This window comes from Streptomyces sp. NPDC101219, assembly GCF_044767675.1.
Taxonomy (GTDB): Bacteria; Actinomycetota; Actinomycetes; order Streptomycetales; family Streptomycetaceae; genus Streptomyces.
On the sequence record NZ_JBIWOK010000002.1, the window covers coordinates 1 to 22,655 of the forward strand.

At 69.5% G+C, this 22,655-nt stretch carries 21 protein-coding genes and 1 pseudogene; 12 read left to right on the plus strand and 10 right to left on the minus strand.

Translation table 11 applies throughout. The features are described from left to right. A pseudogene (locus ACIRPP_RS03285) lies at nt 1-672 on the minus strand (hypothetical protein); the annotation flags it as partial. A 412-nt stretch (nt 673-1,084) separates the two neighbouring features. Here ACIRPP_RS03285 and ACIRPP_RS03290 point away from each other — a divergent pair. Continuing rightward, nucleotides 1,085-1,351 (plus strand): hypothetical protein, encoded by a 267-nt coding sequence (locus tag ACIRPP_RS03290; protein WP_385117384.1) that lies wholly within the window; start codon nt 1,085-1,087, stop codon nt 1,349-1,351. Then, on the plus strand, nt 1,348-1,740 hold the full coding sequence (locus ACIRPP_RS03295; protein ID WP_403637594.1) for a type II toxin-antitoxin system VapC family toxin: 393 nt from the start codon (nt 1,348-1,350) through the stop codon (nt 1,738-1,740). The genes ACIRPP_RS03290 and ACIRPP_RS03295 overlap by 4 nt, the downstream gene beginning before the upstream one ends. Nucleotides 1,741-2,206: 466 nt before the next feature. Here the strand turns inward: ACIRPP_RS03295 and ACIRPP_RS03300 are convergent, their stop codons facing one another. The 3 genes from ACIRPP_RS03300 to ACIRPP_RS03310 form a co-directional block, all read right to left on the minus strand. Further along, nucleotides 2,207-2,932, minus strand: a complete 726-nt coding sequence (locus tag ACIRPP_RS03300) for a TIGR02391 family protein (protein WP_403637596.1) — start codon at nt 2,930-2,932, stop codon at nt 2,207-2,209. Nucleotides 2,933-3,654: 722 nt separating this feature from the next. Beyond that, entirely contained in the window at nt 3,655-4,296 is a 642-nt protein-coding gene (locus tag ACIRPP_RS03305; RefSeq protein ID WP_403637598.1) for a hypothetical protein, read from the minus strand. A gap of 36 nt (nt 4,297-4,332) precedes the next feature. Next, entirely contained in the window at nt 4,333-5,001 is a 669-nt protein-coding gene (locus ACIRPP_RS03310; protein WP_403637599.1) for a hypothetical protein, read from the minus strand. Between the two features lie 337 nt (nt 5,002-5,338). On the opposite strand from ACIRPP_RS03310, the gene ACIRPP_RS03315 reads away from it, so the two are divergent. Next, entirely contained in the window at nt 5,339-5,689 is a 351-nt protein-coding gene (locus ACIRPP_RS03315) for a transposase (RefSeq protein WP_403638301.1), read from the plus strand. A 483-nt stretch (nt 5,690-6,172) separates the two neighbouring features. On the opposite strand, the gene ychF is transcribed toward ACIRPP_RS03315, so the two are convergent. After that, nucleotides 6,173-7,261, minus strand: coding sequence for a redox-regulated ATPase YchF (gene ychF, locus ACIRPP_RS03320; protein ID WP_403637601.1), 1,089 nt, complete (start codon nt 7,259-7,261; stop codon nt 6,173-6,175). A 187-nt stretch (nt 7,262-7,448) separates the two neighbouring features. Here ychF and ACIRPP_RS03325 point away from each other — a divergent pair, with 187 nt between their 5' ends. Further along, complete coding sequence (locus ACIRPP_RS03325) at nt 7,449-8,096, plus strand: DUF6542 domain-containing protein (RefSeq protein ID WP_403637603.1); 648 nt, start codon at nt 7,449-7,451, stop codon at nt 8,094-8,096. Nucleotides 8,097-8,278: 182 nt separating this feature from the next. On the opposite strand, the gene ppgK is transcribed toward ACIRPP_RS03325, so the two are convergent. Together ppgK and ACIRPP_RS03335 are read right to left on the minus strand one after the other, a co-directional pair. Further along, nucleotides 8,279-9,025 carry a polyphosphate--glucose phosphotransferase gene (gene ppgK, locus ACIRPP_RS03330; RefSeq protein WP_403637604.1) on the minus strand — a complete coding sequence of 249 codons (747 nt, stop codon included), beginning with the start codon at nt 9,023-9,025 and terminating at the stop codon, nt 8,279-8,281. A gap of 92 nt (nt 9,026-9,117) precedes the next feature. Continuing rightward, nucleotides 9,118-10,143 (minus strand): 4-hydroxy-3-methylbut-2-enyl diphosphate reductase, encoded by a 1,026-nt coding sequence (locus ACIRPP_RS03335; RefSeq protein WP_403638303.1) that lies wholly within the window; start codon nt 10,141-10,143, stop codon nt 9,118-9,120. 68 nt (nt 10,144-10,211) lie between these two features. Here ACIRPP_RS03335 and xseA point away from each other — a divergent pair, with 68 nt between their 5' ends. The 3 genes from xseA (at nt 10,212) to ACIRPP_RS03350 (ending at nt 12,452) form a co-directional block, all read left to right on the plus strand. Continuing rightward, nucleotides 10,212-11,420, plus strand: a complete 1,209-nt coding sequence (gene xseA, locus ACIRPP_RS03340) for an exodeoxyribonuclease VII large subunit (protein ID WP_164344085.1) — start codon at nt 10,212-10,214, stop codon at nt 11,418-11,420. A 9-nt stretch (nt 11,421-11,429) separates the two neighbouring features. After that, the gene (locus tag ACIRPP_RS03345) at nt 11,430-11,690 is read left to right on the plus strand and encodes an exodeoxyribonuclease VII small subunit (RefSeq protein ID WP_403637607.1); all 261 of its coding nucleotides are present in this window, start codon (nt 11,430-11,432) and stop codon (nt 11,688-11,690) included. A 174-nt stretch (nt 11,691-11,864) separates the two neighbouring features. Continuing rightward, nucleotides 11,865-12,452, plus strand: coding sequence for a malonic semialdehyde reductase (locus tag ACIRPP_RS03350; protein WP_403637609.1), 588 nt, complete (start codon nt 11,865-11,867; stop codon nt 12,450-12,452). Between the two features lie 111 nt (nt 12,453-12,563). On the opposite strand, the gene ACIRPP_RS03355 is transcribed toward ACIRPP_RS03350, so the two are convergent. After that, nucleotides 12,564-13,070 carry a DUF4245 domain-containing protein gene (locus ACIRPP_RS03355; RefSeq protein WP_403638305.1) on the minus strand — a complete coding sequence of 169 codons (507 nt, stop codon included), beginning with the start codon at nt 13,068-13,070 and terminating at the stop codon, nt 12,564-12,566. A 144-nt stretch (nt 13,071-13,214) separates the two neighbouring features. Between ACIRPP_RS03355 and glpX the strand changes: the two genes are divergently transcribed. Beyond that, nucleotides 13,215-14,249: a class II fructose-bisphosphatase gene (gene glpX / locus ACIRPP_RS03360; protein WP_164333181.1), complete on the plus strand. Its 1,035-nt coding sequence runs from the start codon at nt 13,215-13,217 to the stop codon at nt 14,247-14,249. Nucleotides 14,250-14,650: 401 nt separating this feature from the next. On the opposite strand, the gene ACIRPP_RS03365 is transcribed toward glpX, so the two are convergent. Continuing rightward, complete coding sequence (locus tag ACIRPP_RS03365; RefSeq protein WP_403637611.1) at nt 14,651-15,019, minus strand: WhiB family transcriptional regulator; 369 nt, start codon at nt 15,017-15,019, stop codon at nt 14,651-14,653. A 173-nt stretch (nt 15,020-15,192) separates the two neighbouring features. Then, on the minus strand, nt 15,193-15,888 hold the full coding sequence (locus ACIRPP_RS03370) for a DUF1707 domain-containing protein (protein WP_403638307.1): 696 nt from the start codon (nt 15,886-15,888) through the stop codon (nt 15,193-15,195). A 205-nt stretch (nt 15,889-16,093) separates the two neighbouring features. Between ACIRPP_RS03370 and ACIRPP_RS03375 the strand changes: the two genes are divergently transcribed. The 4 genes from ACIRPP_RS03375 (at nt 16,094) to ACIRPP_RS03390 (ending at nt 22,589) form a co-directional block, all read left to right on the plus strand. Further along, nucleotides 16,094-17,794, plus strand: a complete 1,701-nt coding sequence (locus tag ACIRPP_RS03375) for a fumarate hydratase (RefSeq protein ID WP_403637613.1) — start codon at nt 16,094-16,096, stop codon at nt 17,792-17,794. Between the two features lie 121 nt (nt 17,795-17,915). After that, nucleotides 17,916-19,304: a class II fumarate hydratase gene (locus ACIRPP_RS03380; protein ID WP_403637615.1), complete on the plus strand. Its 1,389-nt coding sequence runs from the start codon at nt 17,916-17,918 to the stop codon at nt 19,302-19,304. 93 nt (nt 19,305-19,397) lie between these two features. After that, nucleotides 19,398-20,090, plus strand: coding sequence for a DUF402 domain-containing protein (locus tag ACIRPP_RS03385; protein WP_403637617.1), 693 nt, complete (start codon nt 19,398-19,400; stop codon nt 20,088-20,090). A 276-nt stretch (nt 20,091-20,366) separates the two neighbouring features. Then, a complete protein-coding gene (locus ACIRPP_RS03390; RefSeq protein ID WP_403637619.1) occupies nt 20,367-22,589 on the plus strand; it encodes a SpoIIE family protein phosphatase in 2,223 nt (740 codons plus the stop codon). Nucleotides 22,590-22,655 lie beyond the last annotated feature (66 nt).

Consider the following 22,655-nt stretch of genomic DNA (forward strand, 5'->3'; position numbering starts at 1 on the left):
GCGGCAGGATAGGAGACCAACGAGGCACCTGGGCTGATGAGTTGAGACTTCGAACACCTCCCTCAACGGCGCGGGTGCCTCGTGCGTTGTGCCCTCGCCGCTGTCACCCCATCGGTGGCCACTCTGAAAACGCTCAGTGGAGAAGGCCAGGGCCTCGCTGGGGCGCTGGCCGGTACCCGATTGAAGGTAGACCGCGAGCCGGTACTGCGGGGCGATGTGCTCCGCGATCAGATCGACCTCGCCCAGCGTGGGAATCTCGTCCTCGTCCACCACGCACGGGGCCGCCCGGGATATCCGGACGCCGCGCGCGGGATTGTCCGGGATGCGTCTGTCAACGACGGCCGCCTCCAGCATGGCGGCCACCATCACCATCCGGTCATTGACCGTGGAGGCCGCCAACCCCGCACCGGAGGCATGCACGTCCTTGGCGAACTCCTCGAAGTCGCGCCGCGCCAACCCGGCCAGCGTCTTCCGCCCCAGGCGCGGCACGAGGTGGTTGCGGATGAACCCTTCGTAGTTGCGGCGCGTCGACTCACCGATGACCCGTCGCTCCAGCCACTCCTGGGCCCAGGCCCGCAACGGCACAAGCCCTCGCGCAGGATCGAAGCGAACGTCGGCCTTCTTGTCGTTCTCGACCTTGTCGGCGAAAGCGTCCGCACCACCCGAGCCCACCCGACGGGGAAACGACCTCTCCCGCTGACGCCCGCGCCTACCACCCGGTTCCCGGTACCGCACCGTCCACCCATGCCGACACCGTGGACGATCACAGGGAAAATCCCGGTTCCGGACATCCCTCTTGCACCTCTGAAAAACGCTCGCCACCCAAGCCCCGATCCGTCGCCTGGCCCGTGCTCGAAACCGTGCACCGTCACCCCACAGCCGAGCAAGATATTCATCACCAATCCGCCCTTTCCAGCGAATGTGGACCAGTCCCACCCGCAGCCCCGCGGGCCATCGAGTCGGCGAGGCCCTCCTCGCCGGATGCGCTCGCACCTTCCTCGCCGGATGCGCTCGCACCTTCCGCGCTCGTCAGCACGTGATCCGTGCATCAGCACCGAAGGCCATACCGCGCTATGGTTGATATATGGCTACCAAGAAGGTGACTATCACTCTCGACGAAGCCCTGGTCGAAGCCCTGGCCGGAGCCGCCGAGGAAGAAGGCATCCCACTCTCCCGCCTCGTCGCCGGAGCAGCCGAACGCGAGCTGCGCTTGCGGGCTGGCCGGGCCGTCATCCAGGAGTGGCAGGCGGAACACGGCGCCTTCACCCCGGAAGAGCTCGCCGCCGCCCGCGCGGACCTGGCCGCCGCCGACGCCGAGTACCTCAGCAGCTCGGGAGCCTCGGCCGCGTGAACATCCCCTACCTGTACGACGCCGGGGTACTCATCGCCATCGATAACGACGACCGACGCATGTGGGCCCGCCACAGTCTGGCCCTGGACGACGGCCGGGACATCCACGTCCCGTCCGTCGTCGTCAGCCAGGCATGGCGGGACTCCCGCCGCCAGGTCAGACTCGGCAAGTTCCTCGCCGGGTGCCACGTCGTACCCGTCGGCCTCGAAGCCGCCAAGACCGCAGGCATTCTCTGTGGCAAGGCCGGCACCTCCGACATCGTCGACGCCACCGTCGTGACCATGGCAGCCAGCCTCGGGGCCATCATCTGGACTTCGGACCCGGACGACATCCGCACCCTCATCGACGCCCAGGACATCAAACCCGCCCCCGTCATCCGCATCGTCTAGCCACCCCGTGATCTGACGGCGCCGTCCAACCTTCCGGGACTGGAGCGACATCTCAGGAGACATCGAGTTCTCTCGTTCCTCGGTACGGTACGCACAGCGAAGTATCACGGCCATCCTGGAGGAGTTTGCCGCGAAGGGGCTTGCTCTCTACTCCGCGACGAGGGACGACTATCCCCCTACCGGCGGCCCGTCGCCGTTCTTGGGGACTGTGGCCCTCTTCAAGATCGCTCGGGTAGATCCCGCCGCACCTACGAGCAGCTGACGGGCGACCGGCCTCCCAGAGTTTGAACGGCACGATCAACGCTGCGCTGGCCAAAGGTCGTGGAGCTTCGAGACCTTCGGTGCCTGCGGCCTCGACCGAGAACAGGGCGATCCAACGGTATGTCGGCGCAGGCTTCTGCCCCGGCAGACCAAAGCGCTCTGCCGCCCCATTGAGCGGCAGAGCGCCTCAGGATCGAGGAAGCCGCTACTCGCCCAGTGCCAGGTCCTCGCCGTGCTGGTGCCGAAGCTGGGTAAGAATCAGGCTTCCGACGCCGAGGACCCCGAACGCGTAGCGCTTGGCATCCGCGCGCTTCTGGATGTTGTGGCGATCAACGTTCCCGAGCGCTTGCGTGAAGCCCATCCCGATGCCTCGCCAGCCCTCCCACTCCCCGGCTTCCTTCCCAAGGCGGAACTTCCCGTCGTTGGCAAGGACCTTCGCAAACAGCCCCTTACCAACGAGCGTCTTGCCGTCTCGGTCCTTCGGGTCACCGCACCACTGACGAACTCGGTCCTCGACAAAGATTGCGGTCTGGCTCGCGACAGCTTGCCAGTCCTCGTTCTGTACGTGGGTCTGGACATGCGCCCACAGGTCCGGGTCAAAGGCGGTTTCGTCCACGGCGTCGTCACTCGTGCCTGCCAGCTCCAACTCAAATAGCGCAGCATCGATGATTCCGGTGGCACGCTTCACGCCGTTGAGAAATGCTTCGTTCCAGGCACTATCAGGCGTGCTAGACGTGAAGATCGAGAGACCATATTCATTCTCAGTGAACGACCGCGTCAGATGATGATCTACCCCGAGAGCCCGAGTAAGGACGGACTGTACACGCCCCTTCCAGGAAGAAAACTTGTCGTCCGCCTGGAGGTGCAGCCCCTCTTCCTGGGCCTCATCCTTCAGTTGCTTCAGGCTCTGGATAGCTTGTCGCGTCTGCATCGCCGGATCATACCAAGATAGCCACGAGGCCAACACTGATTTCCGTAGCGACGAGTAGATCTTCGACTGTGCGGCGACACTTGGCTGTTGGGCGTACATCCCTAGCCCTGTGACTACGCCAACTCGCTATCGTGGCTGCTTCTGCGGACCCCACAGAAGTTGGGGCAGGATTAGTTTTCTTGCTTTTCGAGCCATGGCAATCTTTCCCCTTTACCCCTCACTTCTATTATAAAATATCCACCCCCTGTTCTCCTATGTTTCGACCCCCTGTTAGCGCCGCACTATCGACAACGCCCAAGAGAAATATAAACTCGGATATGAGTTCACAATCAAGAAGACCCGCATCATCTGAAAGAACTCATCCGTACTAGCCTCAAACCGACCGCCAATATCTCGTCACATTCTCGCGGATACGGGCGGATTGTTCCGTGCCCAGGTCGATCTCTAGGTAAGCTGCTCTGCTGCTGCGGATACTCGGCGGCCGCGAACAAGTCCGCTCGCACGCACGGCGGAACAGATAGTTTCACTGACCATTATTTGAGGTTGCGCACCCCCAGTTTTCCGCCCGCAGCGATTCAAGGTGCGGGTCCACAGCTCTGTCAGGTGGTTGAAGCGAGCTGGGAGAAGGTGTGGGCGAGCGCGAGTACGTCGTAGTCGCGTCAGAGCAACTTTCCGTACTGGGGTAGACCTACGGCTGGCCTACCCCTGGCCTACGGGGTTACCTACGCCGGGTACTTCATCATGAACGCCTGCACACCATCGATGAACTGCCGTACCTCGTCCTTGTCGTAGTCGCCATAGTTCCCGTGTGCCGCCTTGTTCCGCAGGTCCATCCAGGCGGTGATCTGCTTCTGTCGGAGTCCGTCGTACACGCCGGCCTTCTTTAGGTCGGCGTTCATGGTGTCGGCCTTCTTCGGCTTGCCCGCCACCGCGATGGTCACGCCGTTCTTCACGCAGAGGGCCCGCACGTGGACTTCGAGGGATGTGCCCGTGATGACCGCCGCCGCATCCTTGTACCCCTTGGACAGAAGAGCGTCTGCCATCTCCAGGAAGTCGCTATAGGTATCGGCATGCACCAGCTCGACAACAGTTTCCGTCCACCCGCTGTTGAGGTCGTCCCGCAAGGAGATAGCGACCTGCATGTTGTGTCGCAGCCGAGATTCAATGTTGTGTCCCCTGGCACGCTGAACCAGCTGGACATACACAGATCCCTTCATCGTGAGGCGTGTCACCGCAGCCTCAAGGCGGTTGGCCACAATTTCCGCCTCAGCTTCCTCCCCCACGCGGTAGAGCGAACTCAGTGAAAGAGGTTCCGCCTTTGCGATCAGCTCATCGAGCTGCTTCACCATGTCCTCGATTGCCAACGTCACTCCTCCGTAGGCCAGATGTCGATTGATTCACTACGCCGGGTACTTCAAGGCGAAGTCCCGCACCCCAACGATGAAGAGTCGAACCTGAGAGGCATCGTAGTCGGTGTAGTTCCCGTGGGCTGCCTTGTTCCACAGGTCCATCCAGGCCGTGATCTGTTTCTGCTGCAACCCGCCGTATACACCGGCCTTCTTGAGGTCGGCGTTCATGGTATCGGCCTTCTTAGGCACCCCTGATACTTCGATGTCAACCGAGTACTTCACGCAAAGCGCGCGCACATGAATTTCGAGAGTTGTTCCCGTGATGACGGCTGCGGGGTCCTTATACCCCTTATTCAGCAACTCTTCGGCCATGTCCAAGTAGTCGCCATGCGTGTCGGCATGCACCAGCTCGACGACAGATTCAGTCCAACCCGCCTTGAGGTCATCTCGCAGAGCGGCCGCTATACCGACGAACTCCGCAATTTTGAAGCTATTGCCGAGGTCAGCGTGAACCTCAAGCTGCCGCCTATGAACACTGCCCGGTACCGTGATGCGCTCGATCGCGGACTCCAGACGATTCATGAGAACCCGAATCTCGGCGGGGAAATCAGAGGCGTCGTCGTACTTGCTCTTCTGTACGAGGGCGGCGTACTCCTCGACTAGCCCATCCAGCTGCTCCACCATCTTGTCGATACTCGTCAACAATCCGTCCTCGTCCATGAGTTGACCACAACAGAACAGATCAGGATACAACCCTGGTCCGTCACGGGCTACTTGGTTCCCTCCGCACACCAAACCGCCCCGCCGGCCCCTCGGTGGGGGTGCTGGCTGACCAGAGTCAGCAGGTCCAACCCGTCCGTTCCGGCGCCGACGAATCTCCGCTTCGACCTCGGCGGCCGGTCGCCCTCGAAAGCCGCCGTGTACCTCATCTGCGGGCCCGGTCGGATCACCAGGGGGTAGCGTCACGTCAGTATCCGGCGAACTCACCCCGTCCTCGGTGGCCAGCCGCGTGAGAATCTCGTAGCAGCTCAGGTGGAGGAAGTCATCCGCACTCAGGCTGGGGCCCAGCTGCCGAGCAGGACGCCGCCGCCACCGCAAGGTACACCTCGTTGTCGACCGGGACGCGGCCCACCGCCCGAAGACCGTCAGGACCTGGCTTGCCGAGCACGAGGACCAGATCCAGCTTCACTCCCTGTCGTCGTACTCACCCGAACTCAACCGCGACGAAATGACCAACGCCGGCCTCAAACGCAGGACCGCCCAACAAACACAAAAACCAGGCCGAACTCGCCACCGAAACCCGCCGGTTCTTCCACCGCCGACAACGCAAACCACACATAGTGCGCGGATACCTCGGCGGCTCACACGTCCGCTACATCCTCAACGAGTGAACCCAATGAGTTTCTGATCAATACAGCTACAGCAGTAGGGGTTGTCGGTGCTGCGGCGGAAAGGGATCGCCGACCCCAAACAGCTCCTCAATGACTCGCTCGCACAGGAAGGCAGGCACAAAAGGCACCGCCTCACCCCATTCCAGGAGCGTTTTACGAAGCACCGGCTTCGTATGCTCGAACTCCTGGATCCCGAGGGGCCAGTGACCCGCCTACCAACATGACAAGATTTCATCAAGGGCCTCGACGAGGCATTCGAAATTCTCAGTTATGGTGATTTGCCGCCAGCGTGCAATGCAGTCCTGGAGATCCAGCACGGTACGGAACTCCAGAGGTGACAAGAGGTGCCAATGGGCGGCCACCAAGCACACTTCCAAGTCAACGCTCAAAGCTTCATTTCACCTAAGCACCTTCCGGCCATCAGAAAAGGGGTCCACCCTAAAGGCGAACCCCTTCTGAACTGCAGTTTCCGAAACCTAAGAAAGTGGTTTAACTTTCAATTAAACATTGAAGCGGAACTCCACCACGTCCCCGTCCTGCATGACGTAGTCCTTGCCCTCCACACGGGCCTTGCCCTTCGCGCGGGCCTCGGCGACCGAGCCGGCCTCGACGAGGTCGGCGAAGGAGATGACCTCGGCCTTGATGAAGCCCTTCTGGAAGTCGGTGTGGATGACGCCGGCGGCCTCGGGGGCGGTGGCGCCGCGCCTGATGGTCCAGGCGCGGGACTCCTTGGGGCCGGCGGTGAGGTAGGTCTGCAGGCCGAGGGTGTTGAAGCCGACGCGGGCGAGGGTGGCGAGGCCGGGCTCATGGGCACCGACGGACTCGAGGAGTTCCATGGCGTCCTCCTCGTCCAGCTCGGCGAGGTCGGCCTCCAGCTTGGCGTTGAGGAAGATCGCCTCGGCCGGGGCGACCAGGGCGCGCTGCTCGTTCTTGAAGTCCTCGTCGGTCAGCTCGTCCTCATCGACGTTGAAGACGTAGAGGAAGGGCTTGGTGGTGAGCAGGTGCAGGTCGTGGAGGAGCTCGGCGCGCTCGCTGCCCTGGACGATGCCGTGGGCGAAGAGGGTGTCGCCCTTCTCCAGGATCTCCTTGGCCTCCTCGACGGCCTTGACCTTGGGCGCGATGTCCTTCTTGATCCGCGACTCCTTCTGGAGGCGGGGCAGGACCTTCTCGATGGTCTGGAGGTCGGCGAGGATCAGCTCGGTGTTGATCGTCTCGATGTCGTCCTTGGGCGAGACCTTGCCGTCGACGTGGACGACGTTCTCGTCCTTGAAGGCGCGGATGACCTGGCAGATCGCGTCGGACTCGCGGATGTTCGCGAGGAACTTGTTGCCCAGGCCCTCGCCTTCGGAAGCGCCGCGCACGATGCCGGCGATGTCGACGAAGTCGACGGTGGCGGGGAGGATCTTCTGGGAGCCGAAGATCTCCGCCAGCTTGGCCAGGCGCGCGTCGGGGACGCCGACGACTCCGACGTTGGGCTCGATCGTGGCGAACGGGTAGTTGGCCGCCAGCACGTCGTTCTTGGTCAGGGCGTTGAACAGGGTCGACTTGCCGACATTCGGCAGACCGACGATTCCGATCGTGAGCGACACGTTGCGACTTCCCGTTACGTGAGGATGAGGGTGGCGAGGACCCGGCGGCGGCTGGGCTGCGTGGGCCGATCCACCAGTCTACGGCGTGCCCACCCGGCGCCCGGCGGTACGTCGAACGCCTGGACAGTGACGGCTTCCGGCGTGTCGAACGGGCTATTCGGCACATAAACCGACCAAAGTTGGTCCGGTGGAGCAACACAGGACGCGATCCCCGCAGCCCGCACCGCGACGCGACAAGCCGCCCCGGCCACCGGTCCCCCCGCAGGCGGGGCGGGCGGCGGCGGGCGGCGTGGTGCGTTCTGCGAGGCCCGAGCGCATCCCGCAGCGCCGGAAGGGGCCGCAGGCCCGCCCGCATCCGCAGGGCCGGCCGGGTCCGCAGGGGCGGAGCAGGCCGGTGCCGGAGCGGCGGCCGGGACCGGGGCGGTCCGCCGCGCAGGTGGTCCGGCGCATGCCCAATCCGCGGCTGACCGGGCTCGGCGGCGGACTGTTCTGCGCCCTGGTGATGCTCACCCTGGGCCTTCTCGACGCGGCGCTGTTCGACTCGCAGACCGCCTACGGGGTGCTGTTCCTGCCGGTGGCCGCGCTGACCGCGGTGTGGGTGCGCCGGGTGGACCTGCTGACCGCGCCGGTGGTGGTGCCGATCGCGTTCGCCGTGGGCCTGGTCCCGCTCGTGGACGGCGACGGCACCGGCGGGCAGCTCATGGGCATGGTGACGGGGCTGGCCACCCAGGCCGGGTGGCTGTACGGGGGGACCCTGATCGCCGGGGTGATCGTGCTCGTCCGCCGGGTCCGGATGATCCGGCGGCGGAACGCGCGCAACCGCTCCCAGGGCTGAACAGCCCCCGCGCCGGAACGGGGGGCGGGCCGCACACCGGCGCGGAGGCAGGGCCGCACGCCGGCGCGGAGACAGGGCCGCACGCCGGCGCGGAGACAGGTCCGCACACCGGCGCGGAGGCAGGGCCGCACGCCGGCACGGAGACAGGGCCGCACACCGGCGCGGAGGCAGGGCCGCCGGGCTCAGGTGCCCGTGGCCGCACGCAGGGCCGCGCCCACGATGCCGGCGTTGTTCTGCAGGGCCGCCGGGACGACATCGGCCTTGATCCCCTTGATGTGGTGCAGGAACTTGTCCGCCTTGCGGCTGACGCCGCCGCCGATGACGAACAGCTCCGGGGAGAACAGCATCTCCACGTGGGCCAGGTACTTCTGCACCCGGTGCGCCCACTTCTCCCACGACAGGTCGTGGTCCTCCTTGGCCTTGCTGGAGGCCCGCTTCTCGGCCTCGTGGCCGTGCAGCTCCAGGTGGCCCAGCTCGGTGTTGGGGACCAGGACGCCGTCCACGAAGACGGCGCTGCCGATGCCGGTGCCGAGGGTCAGCAGGATGACGGTGCCCCGGCGGTGGCGGCCGGCGCCGAAGTGCATCTCGGCGAGCCCGGCCGCGTCCGCGTCGTTGACCAGGGTCACCGGCAGGCCGCCGAGGCGGTTGCCGAGCAGCACCCGGGCGTCGGTGTCGACCCAGCCCTTGTCGACGTTGGCCGCCGAGCGCACCGTGGTGCCGCCCTCCACCACGCCGGGGAAGGTGATCCCGACCGGCCCGGTCCAGCCGAAGTGGTCGACGACCTGTTTGACGCCGTCGGCCACCGCGTCCGGGGTGGCCGGGTGCGGGGTCAGGACCTTGTGGCGCTCCTGCGCGAGGTCCCCCTTGTCGAGGTCGACCGGGGCGCCCTTGATCCCGGATCCGCCGATGTCCACGCCGAAGATCTCCATGGCACCACGGTACTCATCGTGGCCCGTGGTGCCCTGTCACGCGTCGCGGCCGGCGGCGGACCCGTCACCCGCCCGCGCCGGCGGCGGACCCGTCACTCGGCCGCTTCGGAGGCGGCGCCGGTGCCGCGCCGTTCGGCCACCAGCGCGGCGGCCTCCTCACGCAGGTCGCGGCGGAGTTCCTTGGGCAGGGAGAAGACGATGGACTCCTCGGCGGCCCGGACGATCTCGACGTCCTCGAAGCCGCGCTGCGCCAGCCACTCCAGGACCTCCTCGACCAGCACCTCCGGGACGGAGGCGCCCGAGGTGAGGCCGACCGTGGTGACGCCCTCCAGCCAGCTCTCGTCGATCTCGGCGGCGAAGTCCACCAGGTGGGCGTCGCGGGCGCCCGCCTGCAGGGCGACCTCGACGAGACGCTTGGAGTTGGAGGAGTTGCGGGAGCCGACGACGATCACCAGGTCGGCGTCCGCACCCATCTGCTTGACGGCGAGCTGGCGGTTCTGGGTGGCGTAGCAGATGTCGTCGCTGGGCGGGGAGATGAGCTGCGGGAACTTGTCCTTGAGGGCGTCGACGGTCTCCATCGTCTCGTCGACGGACAGCGTGGTCTGGGAGAGCCAGACGACCTTGGAGGGGTCGCGGACCTCGACCTTGGCGACGTCCTCGGGGCCGTCGACCAGCTGGATGTGGTCGGGGGCCTCGCCGGAGGTGCCGATGACCTCCTCGTGGCCCTCGTGCCCGATCAGGAGGATGTCGTAGTCCTCCTGGGCGAAGCGGACCGCTTCCTTGTGGACCTTGGTGACCAGCGGGCAGGTGGCGTCGATGGTGGCGAGGCGGCCGCGCTCGGCCTCCTCGTGGACGACGGGCGCCACACCGTGGGCGGAGAACATCACGATGTTGCCCGGCGGGACCTCCTCCGTCTGTTCGACGAAGACGGCGCCCTTCTTCTCCAGGGTCTGCACGACGTACTTGTTGTGCACGATCTCGTGCCGGACGTAGACGGGGGCCCCGTACTGCTCCAGGGCCTTCTCGACGGCGATCACGGCGCGGTCCACTCCCGCGCAGTAGCCACGGGGGGCGGCGAGCAGGACACGGCGGCCAGGCGAAGCGGTCATGTGTCCCATCGTAAGGGCCCGGCTCAAGGCCCCACGGTCACGGTGTGTTGTCGGTGGCGCGCACTACTCTCGCGGGCATGGCTGTCAACACGTCTGCGGAAGCTCCCATCCCGGTCGGGGAGGTGTCGCGGCTCATCGGGGGGTGGATCGACCGGCTGGGCGCGGTGTGGGTGGAGGGGCAGATCACCCAGCTGTCGCGGCGGCCCGGCGCGGGGGTGGTGTTCCTGACGCTGCGGGATCCGTCGTACGACATCTCGGTGGGGGTGACCTGCTACCGGCAGGTGTTCGACGCGGTCGCCGACGTGGTGAGCGAGGGCGCGCGGGTGGTGGTGCACTGCAAGCCGGAGTGGTACGCCCCGCGCGGCCAGCTGTCGCTGCGCGCCGCCGAGATCCGGCCGGTGGGGGTCGGGGAGCTGCTGGCGCGGCTGGAGCAGCTGAAGAAGTCGCTGGCGCGCGAGGGGCTGTTCGCGCCGGAGCGGAAGAAGCCGTTGCCGTTCCTGCCGCAGCTGATCGGGCTGGTGTGCGGGCGGGCGTCGGCGGCCGAGCGGGACGTGCTGGAGAACGCCCGGCACCGCTGGCCGGCCGTGCGCTTCGAGGTGCGCAATGTGCCCGTGCAGGGGGTGCACGCGGTGCCGCAGGTCGTGCAGGCGGTGAAGGAGCTCGACGCGGCCGAGGACGTCGACGTGATCATCGTGGCGCGGGGCGGGGGCAGTGTGGAGGACCTGCTGCCGTTCTCCGACGAGCAGCTGGTGCGCGCGGTGGCGGCCTGCCGTACGCCGGTGGTGTCGGCGATCGGCCACGAGCCGGACAACCCGCTCCTGGACCATGTCGCGGACCTGCGGGCCTCCACGCCGACCGACGCGGCGAAGAAGGTCGTGCCGGACGTGGGTGAGGAGTACGAGCGGGTGCGGCAGCTGCGGGACCGGGCGCGGCGGTGCGTGCACGCGCTGCTGGAGCGGGAGGAGCGGGGGCTGGCGCACGCGCTGGCCCGGCCGTCGATACAGGATCCGCACCGCATGGTGGACGCGCGGGAGGACGAGGTGTCGGCGCTGCTGGACCGGGCCCGGCGCTCGCTGCGGCACCAGCTGGACCGGGCGGACTCCGAGCTGACGCACACGCACGCGCGGGTGGTGGCCCTGTCCCCGGCCGCGACCTTGCGGCGGGGTTACGCGGTGCTCCAGCGCTCGGACGGGCACGCGGTGCGCGCTCCGGACGAGGTGGCGCCGGGCGACGAGCTGCGGGCGCGGGTGTCGGAGGGCGAGTTCACGGTTCGAGTCGATACGTAGGGTGGGCGGATGACCGGCAAGACGGAGCAGACGGCGGCGGTGGCCGAGGCACTCGGGTACGAGCAGGCCCGGGACGAGCTGATCGAGGTCGTGCGGCGGCTGGAGACGGGCGGCACGACGCTGGAGGAGTCCCTCGCGCTGTGGGAGCGGGGCGAGGAGCTGGCCAGGGTGTGCCGGCGCTGGCTGGAGGGGGCGCGCGCCCGGCTGGACGCGGCCCTGGCGGAGGAGGAGAAGGCGGCGGGCGCGGAGGAGGCCGGGGAGGGCGCGTGAGCCGGGGAGGACGGATGAGCCGGAGAGGCCGGTGGCCCTGTGAAGTGGATCACCGGACTCCGACATTGGTTGAACTTTGAACTTCTCGGGCGTACCGTCGTATGCGTCGGCATGTCCGTGTAGTACACACGGACCCGGCGCACCCCCTGCACGTACTCCCGCAAAGGTTCACGCATGTCTCTCGTTCTCGACCCGGCCGCCCAGGACCTGCTGTTCCGCGAGGCCCGCACCGCGAACACGTTCACCGACGAGCCGGTGACCGACGAGCAGGTCCGGGCGGTCTACGACCTGGTCAAGTACGGCCCGACCTCCATGAACCAGTCGCCGCTGCGCGTGGTCCTGGTCCGCTCCCCCGAGGCCCGTGAGCGCCTGGCGCCCCACCTGGCCGAGGGCAACCGGGCCAAGACCGTCACGGCCCCGCTGGTCGCGATCCTGGCCGCGGACAACGAGTTCCACGAGGAGCTCCCCCAGCTCTTCCCGCACTTCCCGCAGGCCAAGGACCTCTTCGCCGAGCGTCCGGTGCGGGAGGGCTCCGCCGCCCTCAACGCCGCGCTGCAGGCCGCGTACTTCATCATCGGCGTGCGCGCCGCCGGACTGGCCGCCGGCCCGATGACCGGTGCCGACTTCGAGGGCATCCGCAAGGAGTTCCTGGACGGCGACCACACCCCGCTGATGGTCGTCAACATCGGCCGCCCCGGCCCCGACGCCTGGTTCCCGCGCAGCCCGCGCCTGTCCTACGAGCAGGTCGTCACGACGGTCTGAGCCACCGGGCCCCGGGCACCCCGGCCGGGCACCGCACACGACGACAGGGCCCCGGCGCGATCCGATCCGCGCCGGGGCCCTGTCGTGTGCCGGTCGTCCGCCGGCCCGCGCTCACTCGGTGCGCAGGGCCTTCGCCATCGTCGTGAGCTGCTTGAACGTCCCCGACCCGGTGACCACCGTGGTCGAGCCGTCGCCGTCCTCCCGGACCAGGGCGTCGTAGTGACCGCCCTCGTAGCGGATCCAGGTCTCGCCGTTGATCTCCTGCGTGACGTCGGTCCGCTCGGCCTTCTGCGTCTTGTCCTCGACGAACAGCGTGCGCTTCTGGGTGGACTGCTCGACCGCCACGTACTGGCCGTCGGGAGCGCGGTAGCCCAGGTGCCAGGCGTCGCCCTGGTCGCCGCGGAACCGCACCGAGGTGGCCTTCCAGGTGTCCGGCAGCCCCACGGGCGCGGCCACCGGGTAGGCGGCGGCACGGCGGGCCGTGAGCAGGTCGACCCGGTAGTCCACGCGCTTGAAGTCGGGCGCGCTGTCGTCGTGCGGGATGAACAGCCAGACGAACCCGGCCACCAGCCCGATGAGGCCCAGGGACAGGATCATGTCCCGGGCCGACTTCTGCATGCTGCTCTTTCCTCCAGACACGCCCCCATCGTCGCAGGTCCCGGTCGCGCTCATCCGTGGGGGCCCCTGCTCATTCTGTCCGCCCGGCGATAGAGTGCCCCGGAACCCTCATCCGGCCGTCGTCGTACAGAAAGGTGCGCTCCGATGACCGAGCATCATCACTTGCCGTCCGAGCTCGATGTGCCCTCCGAGGCACCCGACCGCAACCTCGCCCTGGAGCTCGTACGGGTCACCGAAGCCGCGGCGATGGCCGCCGGCCGCTGGGTCGGGCGCGGTGACAAGAACGGGGCCGACGGCGCCGCCGTGCGCGCCATGCGGACCCTCGTCTCCACCGTGTCGATGAACGGCGTCGTCGTCATCGGCGAGGGCGAGAAGGACGAAGCGCCGATGCTGTTCAACGGGGAGCGCGTGGGCGACGGGACCGGTCCCGAGTGCGACATCGCCGTCGACCCGATCGACGGCACCACGCTCACCGCCAAGGGCATGACCAACGCCATCGCGGTGCTGGCGGCCGCCGAGCGCGGCACCATGTTCGACCCGTCGGCCGTGTTCTACATGGACAAGCTGGTCACCGGACCGGAGGCGGCCGACTTCGTCGACATCAACGCACCGGTGAACGTGAACATCCGGCGTGTGGCCAAGGCGAAGCGGGTCACCCCCGAGGACGTCACCGTCGTCATCCTGGACCGGCCGCGGCACGAAGGCATCATCAAGGAGATCCGGGAGACCGGGGCGCGCATCAAGCTGATCTCCGACGGCGACGTCGCCGGCTCCATCCTCGCGCTGCGCGAGGGCACCGGCATCGACCTGCTGCTGGGCATCGGCGGCACCCCCGAGGGCATCATCTCCGCCTGCGCGGTCAAGTGCCTCGGCGGCACCCTGCAGGGCAAGCTGTGGCCCAAGGACGACGAGGAGCGGCAGCGTGCCGTCGACGCCGGGCACGACCTGGACCGGGTGCTGACCACGGACGACCTGGTCTCCGGGGAGAACGTCTTCTTCGTGGCGACCGGCATCACCGACGGGGAGCTGCTGCGGGGGGTTCGCTACCGGTCGGAGACGGCGACCACCGACTCGATCGTGATGCGGTCCAAGTCGGGGACGGTGCGGAGGATCGACTCCGAGCATCGCTTGAGCAAGCTGCGGGCCTACAGTGCGGTGGATTTCGACCGGGCGAAGTGAGGGGCTGACTCCGTCGGCCGGTCGGGGGCGGGGTCTGTTTCGGTGCGGGGGCGTCGTGGTGAGTGTGGGCGGTTCCTCGCGCCCCCATGAGGTCGGCTTCGTGAGCCGTGGGGGCGGGGGTGCGGGTTCGTACGGGATCTGTGCGCGGTTCCCCGCGCCCCTGAGGGGTCGGCCTCAGAGCTGACGTGTGCGAGGGGTCCGCCCGCCTGGGGTGGGCGGGCCCTTGCGTGCGTGCGGGCCTGCGGGTCCGTGGGGGTTTGTGCGCGGTTCCCCGCGCCCCTGAGGGGTCGGCTCTGTGAGCCCTGTGCGCAGGGCTACGGGTTCACTGAGGTGCTGTGCGCGGTTCCCCGCGCCCCTGAGGGGTCGGCTGGGTGAGCCGCGTGTGGACAGGGGGCCGGGGGTCAGCCGGCTATGCGGCCGGACTGGTGGGTGGTCTGGAGTTCCATGTCGCGGCGTCGGCGGCGGGCCAGGACGACGCGGCGTTCGGCGGCGGTGAGGCCGCCCCAGACGCCGTAGGGCTCGGGCTGCAGCAGGGCGTGTTCGCGGCACTCGACCATGACCGGGCAGCGGGCGCAGACGCGCTTGGCCGCGTCTTCGCGGGAGAGCCGGGCGGCCGTGGGTTCTTTGGAGGGGGCGAAGAACAGCCCCGCCTCGTCGCGGCGGCACACCGCCTCGGTGTGCCAGGGCGCGTCCTGGTCCCTGTCTCGCGCGGTCCCCCGCTGGGCCGGAACGGCGGCTACCTGCAGGGACGAATGCGGCGGTTGCAGCACGGTCTACTCCTGACGACGGCTTCGCGAGCGAGACACGATGCAGCAAGGCTTACCCGATGTACGCGCGCCTATGCACTGAGTTCCGAACCGCCGTCAGGGGGAAGGGAATTCACCGGTCGGCACCCCCGCTTCCGCCGGACCGGACGGGTCCGCTTGCCGCGGGTTCGCGGCCGTCAACGGTCCGTGCGCCCCCGCAGCCCCCTGTCCACCGAGCGCTGCACGCGGTCCATGATGTCCGCCACCAGCTTGCCGCGCTTGGGCCGCGCCTCGATGTTGCCCAGCACCGCCCAGCCGTCCACGTAGACCGCCGGGGCCTGCGGGTCCTCCGCGTCCAGCGAGGCCACCTCGAAGTTGCCGAGGACGCCGCCGCCGGTGCCGCGCAGCGAGACGTTCTCCGGGACGCGGACCTCCACGTTGCCGAAGACCGAGTACGCCTTGATCACGACCTGCTGGTGGTTGAACAGGGCTTCGCTGAGGTCGATCTCGACGTTGCCGAAGACCGCGTACACGTGGATGCGGCGGCCGACGCGCCAGCGGCCCTTGCGGACGGCGGCGCTGAACACCGCGACGACGTTGTCATCGGGGTCGGGCGGGAGCGGGACCGGCATCATGGGCCGGTTCGGCGCGGGTGCGTGCGGGCGCGGCTGCCGGCCGGCGGGGAGGTCGCGGACGAACACCTCCAGCTCCCCGACGGTCTTCGCGGCCAGCACGCCCTCGACGCGCTCGGCGTGCTCGTCGGGGGTCAGCCGGCCCTCCGCGAGGGCCTCGCGCAGGAGGTCGGCGATGCGGTCGCGGTCGGCGTCCGACGCGCGCAGCTCGGCGGCCTGCGGGGTGCGGTCCTGCTGCTGGGGGTGCTTGTGAAGGTCCACCATGGCAGCGTACCCAAACGCGATAGATCGCGACTAGTCCCCGAGGGGAAACTCCCCGCCCGGCGCCCGTCCCCCGCGGGGGCGGCAGGGCCGCCCGGCCATGCGGGGACAAGTGAGGACAACCTCACAGGCACGACCGCCGACGGCACGTCCTACGCTGGTGGCGCCCGCCAAAGGAGGCGGGCGGCCGTCTGTCGAGTGAGGAATGGGCGAGATGCCTGAGTTCGAGTACGCCGATCTGCTCCCCACGGGAGAGGACACCACCCCCTACCGGCTGGTGACCTCCGAGGGTGTCTCCACCTTCGAGGCCGACGGGCGGACCTTCCTCAAGGTGGAGCCGGGGGCGCTGCGCAGGCTGGCCGAGGAGGCCGTCCAGGACATCCAGCACTTCCTGCGGCCCGACCACCTCTCCCAGCTGCGCCGCATCATCGACGACCCGGAGGCCAGCGCCAACGACAAGTTCGTGGCGCTGGACCTGCTGAAGAACGCCAACATCGCGGCGGCCGGGGTGCTGCCCATGTGCCAGGACACCGGCACGGCGATCGTCATGGGCAAGCGCGGCCAGAACGTGCTGACCGCGGGCCGCGACGAGGAGGCCCTGTCCCGGGGCATCTACGACGCCTACCGCAACCTGAACCTGCGCTACTCCCAGATGGCCCCGCTGACCATGTGGGAGGAGAAGAACACCGGCTCCAACCTGCCGGCCCAGATCGAGCTGTACGCGACGGACGGCGACGCCTACAAGTTCCTGTTCATGGCCAAGGGCGGCGGCTCGGCCAACAAGAGCTTCCTCTACCAGGAGACCAAGGCGGTCCTGAACGAGACCTCCATGATGAAGTTCCTGGAGGAGAAGATCCGTTCGCTCGGCACGGCCGCCTGCCCGCCGTACCACCTGGCGATCGTCGTCGGCGGCACCTCGGCCGAGTACGCGCTGAAGACCGCCAAGTACGCCTCCGCGCACTACCTGGACAACATGCCCACCGAGGGTTCCCCGCTGGGCAGCGGCTTCCGGGACAAGGAGCTGGAGGAGAAGGTCTTCGAGCTGACGCAGAAGATCGGCATCGGCGCGCAGTTCGGCGGCAAGTACTTCTGCCACGACGTGCGCGTGATCCGCCTGCCGCGGCACGGCGCGTCCCTGCCCGTCGCGCTGGCCGTCTCCTGCTCCGCGGACCGTCAGGCCGTCGCGAAGATCACCGCCGAGGGCGTGTTCCTGGAGCAGCTGGAGAAGGACCCGGCGCGCTTCCTGCCGGAGACGACGGACGAGCAGCTGGCCGAGGAGGGCGCCCGCGACGGTGTCGCCGACGGACAGAGTGTGCGGATCGACCTCAACCAGCCGATGGACGCCATCCTCGCCGAGCTCACCAAGCACCCGGTCAAGACCCGGCTGTCCCTCACCGGCCCGCTGGTCGTGGCGCGCGACATCGCCCACGCCAAGATCAAGGAGCGGCTGGACGCGGGCGAGGAGATGCCGCAGTACCTCAAGGACCACCCGGTGTACTACGCCGGTCCGGCGAAGACGCCCGAGGGGTACGCGTCGGGTTCCTTCGGTCCGACCACGGCCGGCCGGATGGACTCCTACGTGGAGCAGTTCCAGGCGGCGGGCGGCTCCAAGGTGATGCTGGCCAAGGGCAACCGCAGCAAGCAGGTCACCGACGCGTGCGGCACGCACGGCGGTTTCTACCTCGGCTCGATCGGCGGCCCGGCGGCGCGGCTGGCCCAGGACTGCATCAAGAAGGTCGAGGTCCTGGAGTACGCGGAGCTGGGCATGGAGGCCGTCTGGAAGATCGAGGTGGAGGACTTCCCGGCGTTCATCGTGGTCGACGACAAGGGCAACGACTTCTTCCAGGACCCGGCGCCCGCCCCGACGTTCACGACGATCCCGGTGCGCGGCCCCGGGCTGGCGTAACCGGCCGGAAGCGGCGGTGCGGTGCGGGCCGGGACGTACCGCGCCGCACACCCCGCGGAGCAAACGGAGCAATGCGCCCGCGCCCCGGAACAAGGGCGCCTCCCCGCGCGCTGTACCGGGTATGAGCGACGACTTCCGCATCGAGCACGATTCCATGGGCGAGGTACGCGTCCCCTCCTGGGCGAAGTGGCGGGCGCAGACGCAGCGCGCCGTCGAGAACTTCCCGGTCTCCGGGCAGCGGCTCGAACGCGCCCACATCGAGGCCCTGGCCCGGATCAAGGGCGCCGCGGCCAAGGTGAACGCGGGGCTGAAGGTGCTCGACCAGGACATCGCCGACGCCATCCAGGAGGCGGCCCTGGAGGTCGCCGAGGGCAGGTGGGACGAGCACTTCCCGGTCGACGTGTTCCAGACCGGCTCGGGGACCTCGTCCAACATGAACACCAACGAGGTCATCGCCACCCTCGCCACCGAGCGGCTGGGCCGCCCGGTGCATCCCAACGACCACGTGAACGCCTCGCAGTCGTCCAACGACGTCTTCCCGTCGTCGCTGCACATCGCCGCCACGGCCGCCGTCACCCGCGACCTGATCCCGGCCCTGGAGCACCTCGCGGCCTCGCTGGAGCGCAAGGCCGCCGAGTTCGCGGACGTGGTGAAGGCCGGGCGGACGCACCTGATGGACGCCACGCCCGTGACCCTGGGCCAGGAGTTCGGCGGCTACGCGGCCCAGGTGCGGTACGGCATCGAGCGGCTGAACGCCTCCCTGCCCCGGCTCGCCGAACTGCCCCTGGGCGGCACGGCCGTGGGCACCGGCATCAACACCCCGCCCGGGTTCTCCGCCGCCGTCATCGAGGAGGTCGCCCGGGCCACCGGACTGCCGCTGACCGAGGCGCGCGACCACTTCGAGGCGCAGGGCGCGCGGGACGGCGTCGTGGAGACCAGCGGGCAGCTGCGCACCGTCGCGGTCGGCCTGACGAAGATCACCAACGATCTGCGGTGGATGGCCTCCGGCCCGCGCACCGGTCTCGCCGAGATCACCCTGCCCGATCTCCAGCCGGGTTCCTCGATCATGCCGGGCAAGGTCAACCCGGTGGTCCCGGAGGCCGTGCTGATGGTGTGCGCCCAGGTCATCGGCAACGACGTGACAGTGACCACCGCCGGCGCCTCCGGGAATTTCGAGCTCAACGTGATGCTGCCGCTCCTGGCCAAGAACGTGCTCGAATCCGTCCGGCTGCTGACGAACGCCTCCCGGCTGCTCGCCGACCGCACGGTCGACGGGATCGTCGCCGACCGGGAACGGGCCCGGGAGTACGCCGAGTCCTCGCCGTCCGTCGTCACCCCGCTGAACAAGTACATCGGCTACGAGGAGGCCGCCAAGGTCGCCAAGAAGGCGCTGGCCGAGCGGCGGACCATCCGCGAGGTGGTCCTGGAGAGCGGGTACGTCGAGCGGGGCGACCTCACCCTGGAGCAGCTGGACGAGGCGCTGGACGTGCTGCGCATGACCCGCCCGTGAGCCGCCGCGACGCGCTCTCGGGGTGTGCCGCGCCGGAGTGAACCGTGCGGGGGGACCCGCACACCACGTGGCCCGGGCACCTAATATCTGCCCATGACAGAGGGCGGAACGACGGAACACACGGAAGCGGGCGGCTCGACCGGTTTCTGGCGGCCGGGGACGCACATCCTGTGGCGCTACCGGGAGAACGGCGGCGCGCGTTTCCACATCGCGCGCCCCGTCACGGTCGTACGCGACGACTCGGAGCTCCTCGCCGTGTGGATGGCGCCCGGCACGGAGTGCGTGAAACCGGTGCTCGCCGACGGTACGCCCGTGCACCAGGAGCCGCTGGGCACCCGCTACACCAGGCCCCGCACCGTGTGCCGGGCCCGCTGGTCGGGCACCGGGGTGCTGAAGCTGGCGCGCCCCGGGGACCCGTGGTCGGTGTGGCTGTTCTGGGACCCGGGCTGGCGGTTCAAGAACTGGTACGTGAACCTGGAGGAGCCGCTCGCCCGGTGGTCGGGCGGAGTGGATTCCGAGGATCACTTCCTGGACATCTCCGTGCACCCGGACCGCAGCTGGCACTGGCGCGACGAGGACGAGTTCGCGCAGGCCCGGCGGGACGGACTGGTGGACGACGCGCTGGCCGGGCGGGTGCGGGCGGCCGGGCGTGACGCGGTGTCGGTGATCACCGCCTGGGGGCCGCCGTTCTCGGACGGCTGGCCGAACTGGCGCCCGGATCCGTCCTGGACTGTACCGTCACTGCCACAGAACTGGGACCGTACGCCCGCGCAGGTGTCCCCGTGAGACCCTTGATGGGCCCCCGGGCAGGAAACGTAGGATCGTCCTCCGCACGGGCCCGGGCCGCAATCGCCGGAACATGCGCTGGGCTTGACCGATCGTCACCGAGGGGCGGCAGGACGTGAGCGAGGGGTACGGCAACACCCGTGGGCGCCGGGGACGGCCGGCCGGCGGCACGACGGCGGCCGCCGACCGCACGGGGATCCCGTTCCCGGGAGAGGCATTCCGGGTATCGGCATCTCGGCAGGACGAACTGCACGCATGGCGCCCAGCGCCGGACGGATGGACTCGACACGCGTGACGGAGCAGCCGACCTCCTTCGAGCGCCTGCAGCCGGGCGTCGCCCCCGCGGACGGCCGCGGGGCGCCGGCGCGCGCCCCCGAACCGGCCCGGGTGCCGGACACGGCGGCCGCCTTACCGGCACAGGGGCGCTCCGGCGGTGAACCCACGGGCCCCGGCCCGGCGACCCCCGCGTCCGACCCGGCCCCGGCCGCCCCCGCGGCGGCCTCCGGGGCCGAGGGCGTGCCGGGCGCCACCGCACCGGGCGCCACCGCACCGGGCACCACGGCAGCGGGCGCCCCTTCATCGGGCACGGCCGCCGCCGACCCGGTCTCCGAGCACTCCCAGCCGGGCGCCGAGGCGAGTGCCGGGCCCGACGCGCCCCGGCCGCGACCCGTGCCCGAGGGCATCCCCGTACAGCCGGCCGGCTCCCCCGGCCGGACGGCGGTACAGGGACCCGACGGCCTGGAGCGGCGCACCGGTCAGGTCACCGCGCCCGGAAAGCCCACGCCGATGCGGCGCGACGGCGACCGGCTGCGGTTCGTCGGCGCGGCGACCCGGCGGATCGCCCGCGGCATCGACCTGGACGAGATCGTGATGGGGCTGTGCCGGGCCACCGTGCCGACCTTCTCCGACGCGATCCTGGTCTACCTGCGGGACCCGCTGCCGGTCGGTGACGAGCGGCCCACCGGCCCGCTGGTGCTGCGGCTGCGCCGCAGCGACCGGATCCCGGCCGAACGGGACACCGAGGGCGCCGGGTTCGCGCCCCTGGCGCAGCCGGAGCCGTCCGAACTGGACTCGGTCGGCGAGGAGCTGTGCACGGTACGGCCCGGCAGCGCGCTCGCCGAGGTGCTGCGCGGGGTCCGCCCGGTGTTCACGGACGCGCCCGCGGCGCGCGCCGCACTCCCCGAACTCCTCGGCCCGGACGGCGAGTCGGCCGTGCCCGACGGGCAGCGCGCGATCCTCGCGCCGCTGCGCGGGCGCCGGCGCGTGATCGGCGCCGCGCTGTTCCTGCGGGGCCCGGAGCGCATCCCGTTCGAGCCGGACGACCTGCTGGTCGCCGCCCAGCTCGCCACGCACAGCGCCCTCGGCATCGACAAAGCGGTGCTGTACGGCCGCGAGGCGTACATCGCGGACGAGTTGCAGCGGACCATGCTGCCGGAGCACCTGCCCCGCTGCACCGGGGTGCGGCTGGCCTCGCGCTATCTGCCGGCCGCGGAGACCGCGCGGGTCGGCGGCGACTGGTACGACGCGATCCCGCTGCCCGGCAGCCGGGTCGCGCTGGTCGTCGGTGACGTGATGGGCCACTCCATGACGTCCGCCGCGATCATGGGCCAGCTGCGGACCACCGCGCAGACCCTGGCGGGCCTCGACCTGCCGCCGCAGGAGGTCCTGCACCACCTCGACGAGCAGGCGCAGCGGCTCGGCGTGGACCGCATGGCGACCTGCCTGTACGCGGTCTACGACCCGGTCTCGCACCGGATCACCATCGCCAACGCCGGCCACCCGCCGCCCGTCCTGCTGCATCTGGGCGGCCGGGCGGAGGTGCTGCGGGTGCCCGCGGGCGCCCCGATCGGCGTCGGCGGGGTGGACTTCGAGGCGGTGGAGCTGGACGCCCCGGCGGGGGCGACGCTGCTGCTGTACACCGACGGTCTGGTGGAGTCCCGGCTGCGGGACGTGTGGACCGGCATCGACCAGCTGCGCGACAAGCTGGCCGCGACCGCGCAGCTGACCGGGCCGGACCATCCGCCGCCCCTGGAGGCGCTGTGCGACGAGGTGCTGGACATGCTCGGTCCCGGCGACCGGGACGACGACATCGCGCTGCTCGCCGCCCGCTTCGACGGGATCGCGCCGAGCGACGTGGCGTACTGGTTCCTGGAGCCGGAGGACGCGGCGCCCGGCCGGGCCCGTCGGCTGGCGCGGCGCGCGCTGTCCCGGTGGGGCATGGAGGAGCTCAGCGATTCGGTGGAGCTGCTGGTCAGCGAGGTCGTGACGAACGCGGTGCGGTACGCCACGCGGCCGGTGACGCTGCGCCTGCTGCGGACCGACGTGCTGCGCTGCGAGGTCGGTGACGACGTGCCGCAGCTGCCGCGGCTGCGGCAGGCGCGCGCCACCGACGAGGGCGGGCGCGGCCTGTACCTGGTCAACCGGATGGCGCGGCGCTGGGGCGCGACCCGGCTGAGCACCGGCAAGGTGGTGTGGTTCGAGCTGAACCACACCGGCTGACCGGCCGCGACGGTACGCCACGAGGGGCGCCCCGGTGTTCGCACACCGGGGCGCCCCCTCGTCGTC

What these genes read in the sequence shown, in the direction of transcription:
- ACIRPP_RS03290 (WP_385117384.1), top strand. Translation starts at nt 1,085, where the DNA reads ATGGCTACCAAGAAGGTGACTATCACTCTCGACGAAGCCCTGGTCGAA.
- ACIRPP_RS03300 (WP_403637596.1), bottom strand. Translation starts at nt 2,932, where the DNA reads ATGCAGACGCGACAAGCTATCCAGAGCCTGAAGCAACTGAAGGATGAG.
- ACIRPP_RS03310 (WP_403637599.1), bottom strand. Translation starts at nt 5,001, where the DNA reads ATGGACGAGGACGGATTGTTGACGAGTATCGACAAGATGGTGGAGCAG.
- ppgK (WP_403637604.1), bottom strand. Translation starts at nt 9,025, where the DNA reads ATGGAGATCTTCGGCGTGGACATCGGCGGATCCGGGATCAAGGGCGCC.
- ACIRPP_RS03335 (WP_403638303.1), bottom strand. Translation starts at nt 10,143, where the DNA reads ATGGGACACATGACCGCTTCGCCTGGCCGCCGTGTCCTGCTCGCCGCC.
- xseA (WP_164344085.1), top strand. Translation starts at nt 10,212, where the DNA reads ATGGCTGTCAACACGTCTGCGGAAGCTCCCATCCCGGTCGGGGAGGTG.
- ACIRPP_RS03345 (WP_403637607.1), top strand. Translation starts at nt 11,430, where the DNA reads ATGACCGGCAAGACGGAGCAGACGGCGGCGGTGGCCGAGGCACTCGGG.
- ACIRPP_RS03350 (WP_403637609.1), top strand. Translation starts at nt 11,865, where the DNA reads ATGTCTCTCGTTCTCGACCCGGCCGCCCAGGACCTGCTGTTCCGCGAG.
- ACIRPP_RS03355 (WP_403638305.1), bottom strand. Translation starts at nt 13,070, where the DNA reads ATGCAGAAGTCGGCCCGGGACATGATCCTGTCCCTGGGCCTCATCGGG.
- glpX (WP_164333181.1), top strand. Translation starts at nt 13,215, where the DNA reads ATGACCGAGCATCATCACTTGCCGTCCGAGCTCGATGTGCCCTCCGAG.
- ACIRPP_RS03375 (WP_403637613.1), top strand. Translation starts at nt 16,094, where the DNA reads ATGGGCGAGATGCCTGAGTTCGAGTACGCCGATCTGCTCCCCACGGGA.
- ACIRPP_RS03380 (WP_403637615.1), top strand. Translation starts at nt 17,916, where the DNA reads ATGAGCGACGACTTCCGCATCGAGCACGATTCCATGGGCGAGGTACGC.
- ACIRPP_RS03385 (WP_403637617.1), top strand. Translation starts at nt 19,398, where the DNA reads ATGACAGAGGGCGGAACGACGGAACACACGGAAGCGGGCGGCTCGACC.
- ACIRPP_RS03390 (WP_403637619.1), top strand. Translation starts at nt 20,367, where the DNA reads ATGGACTCGACACGCGTGACGGAGCAGCCGACCTCCTTCGAGCGCCTG.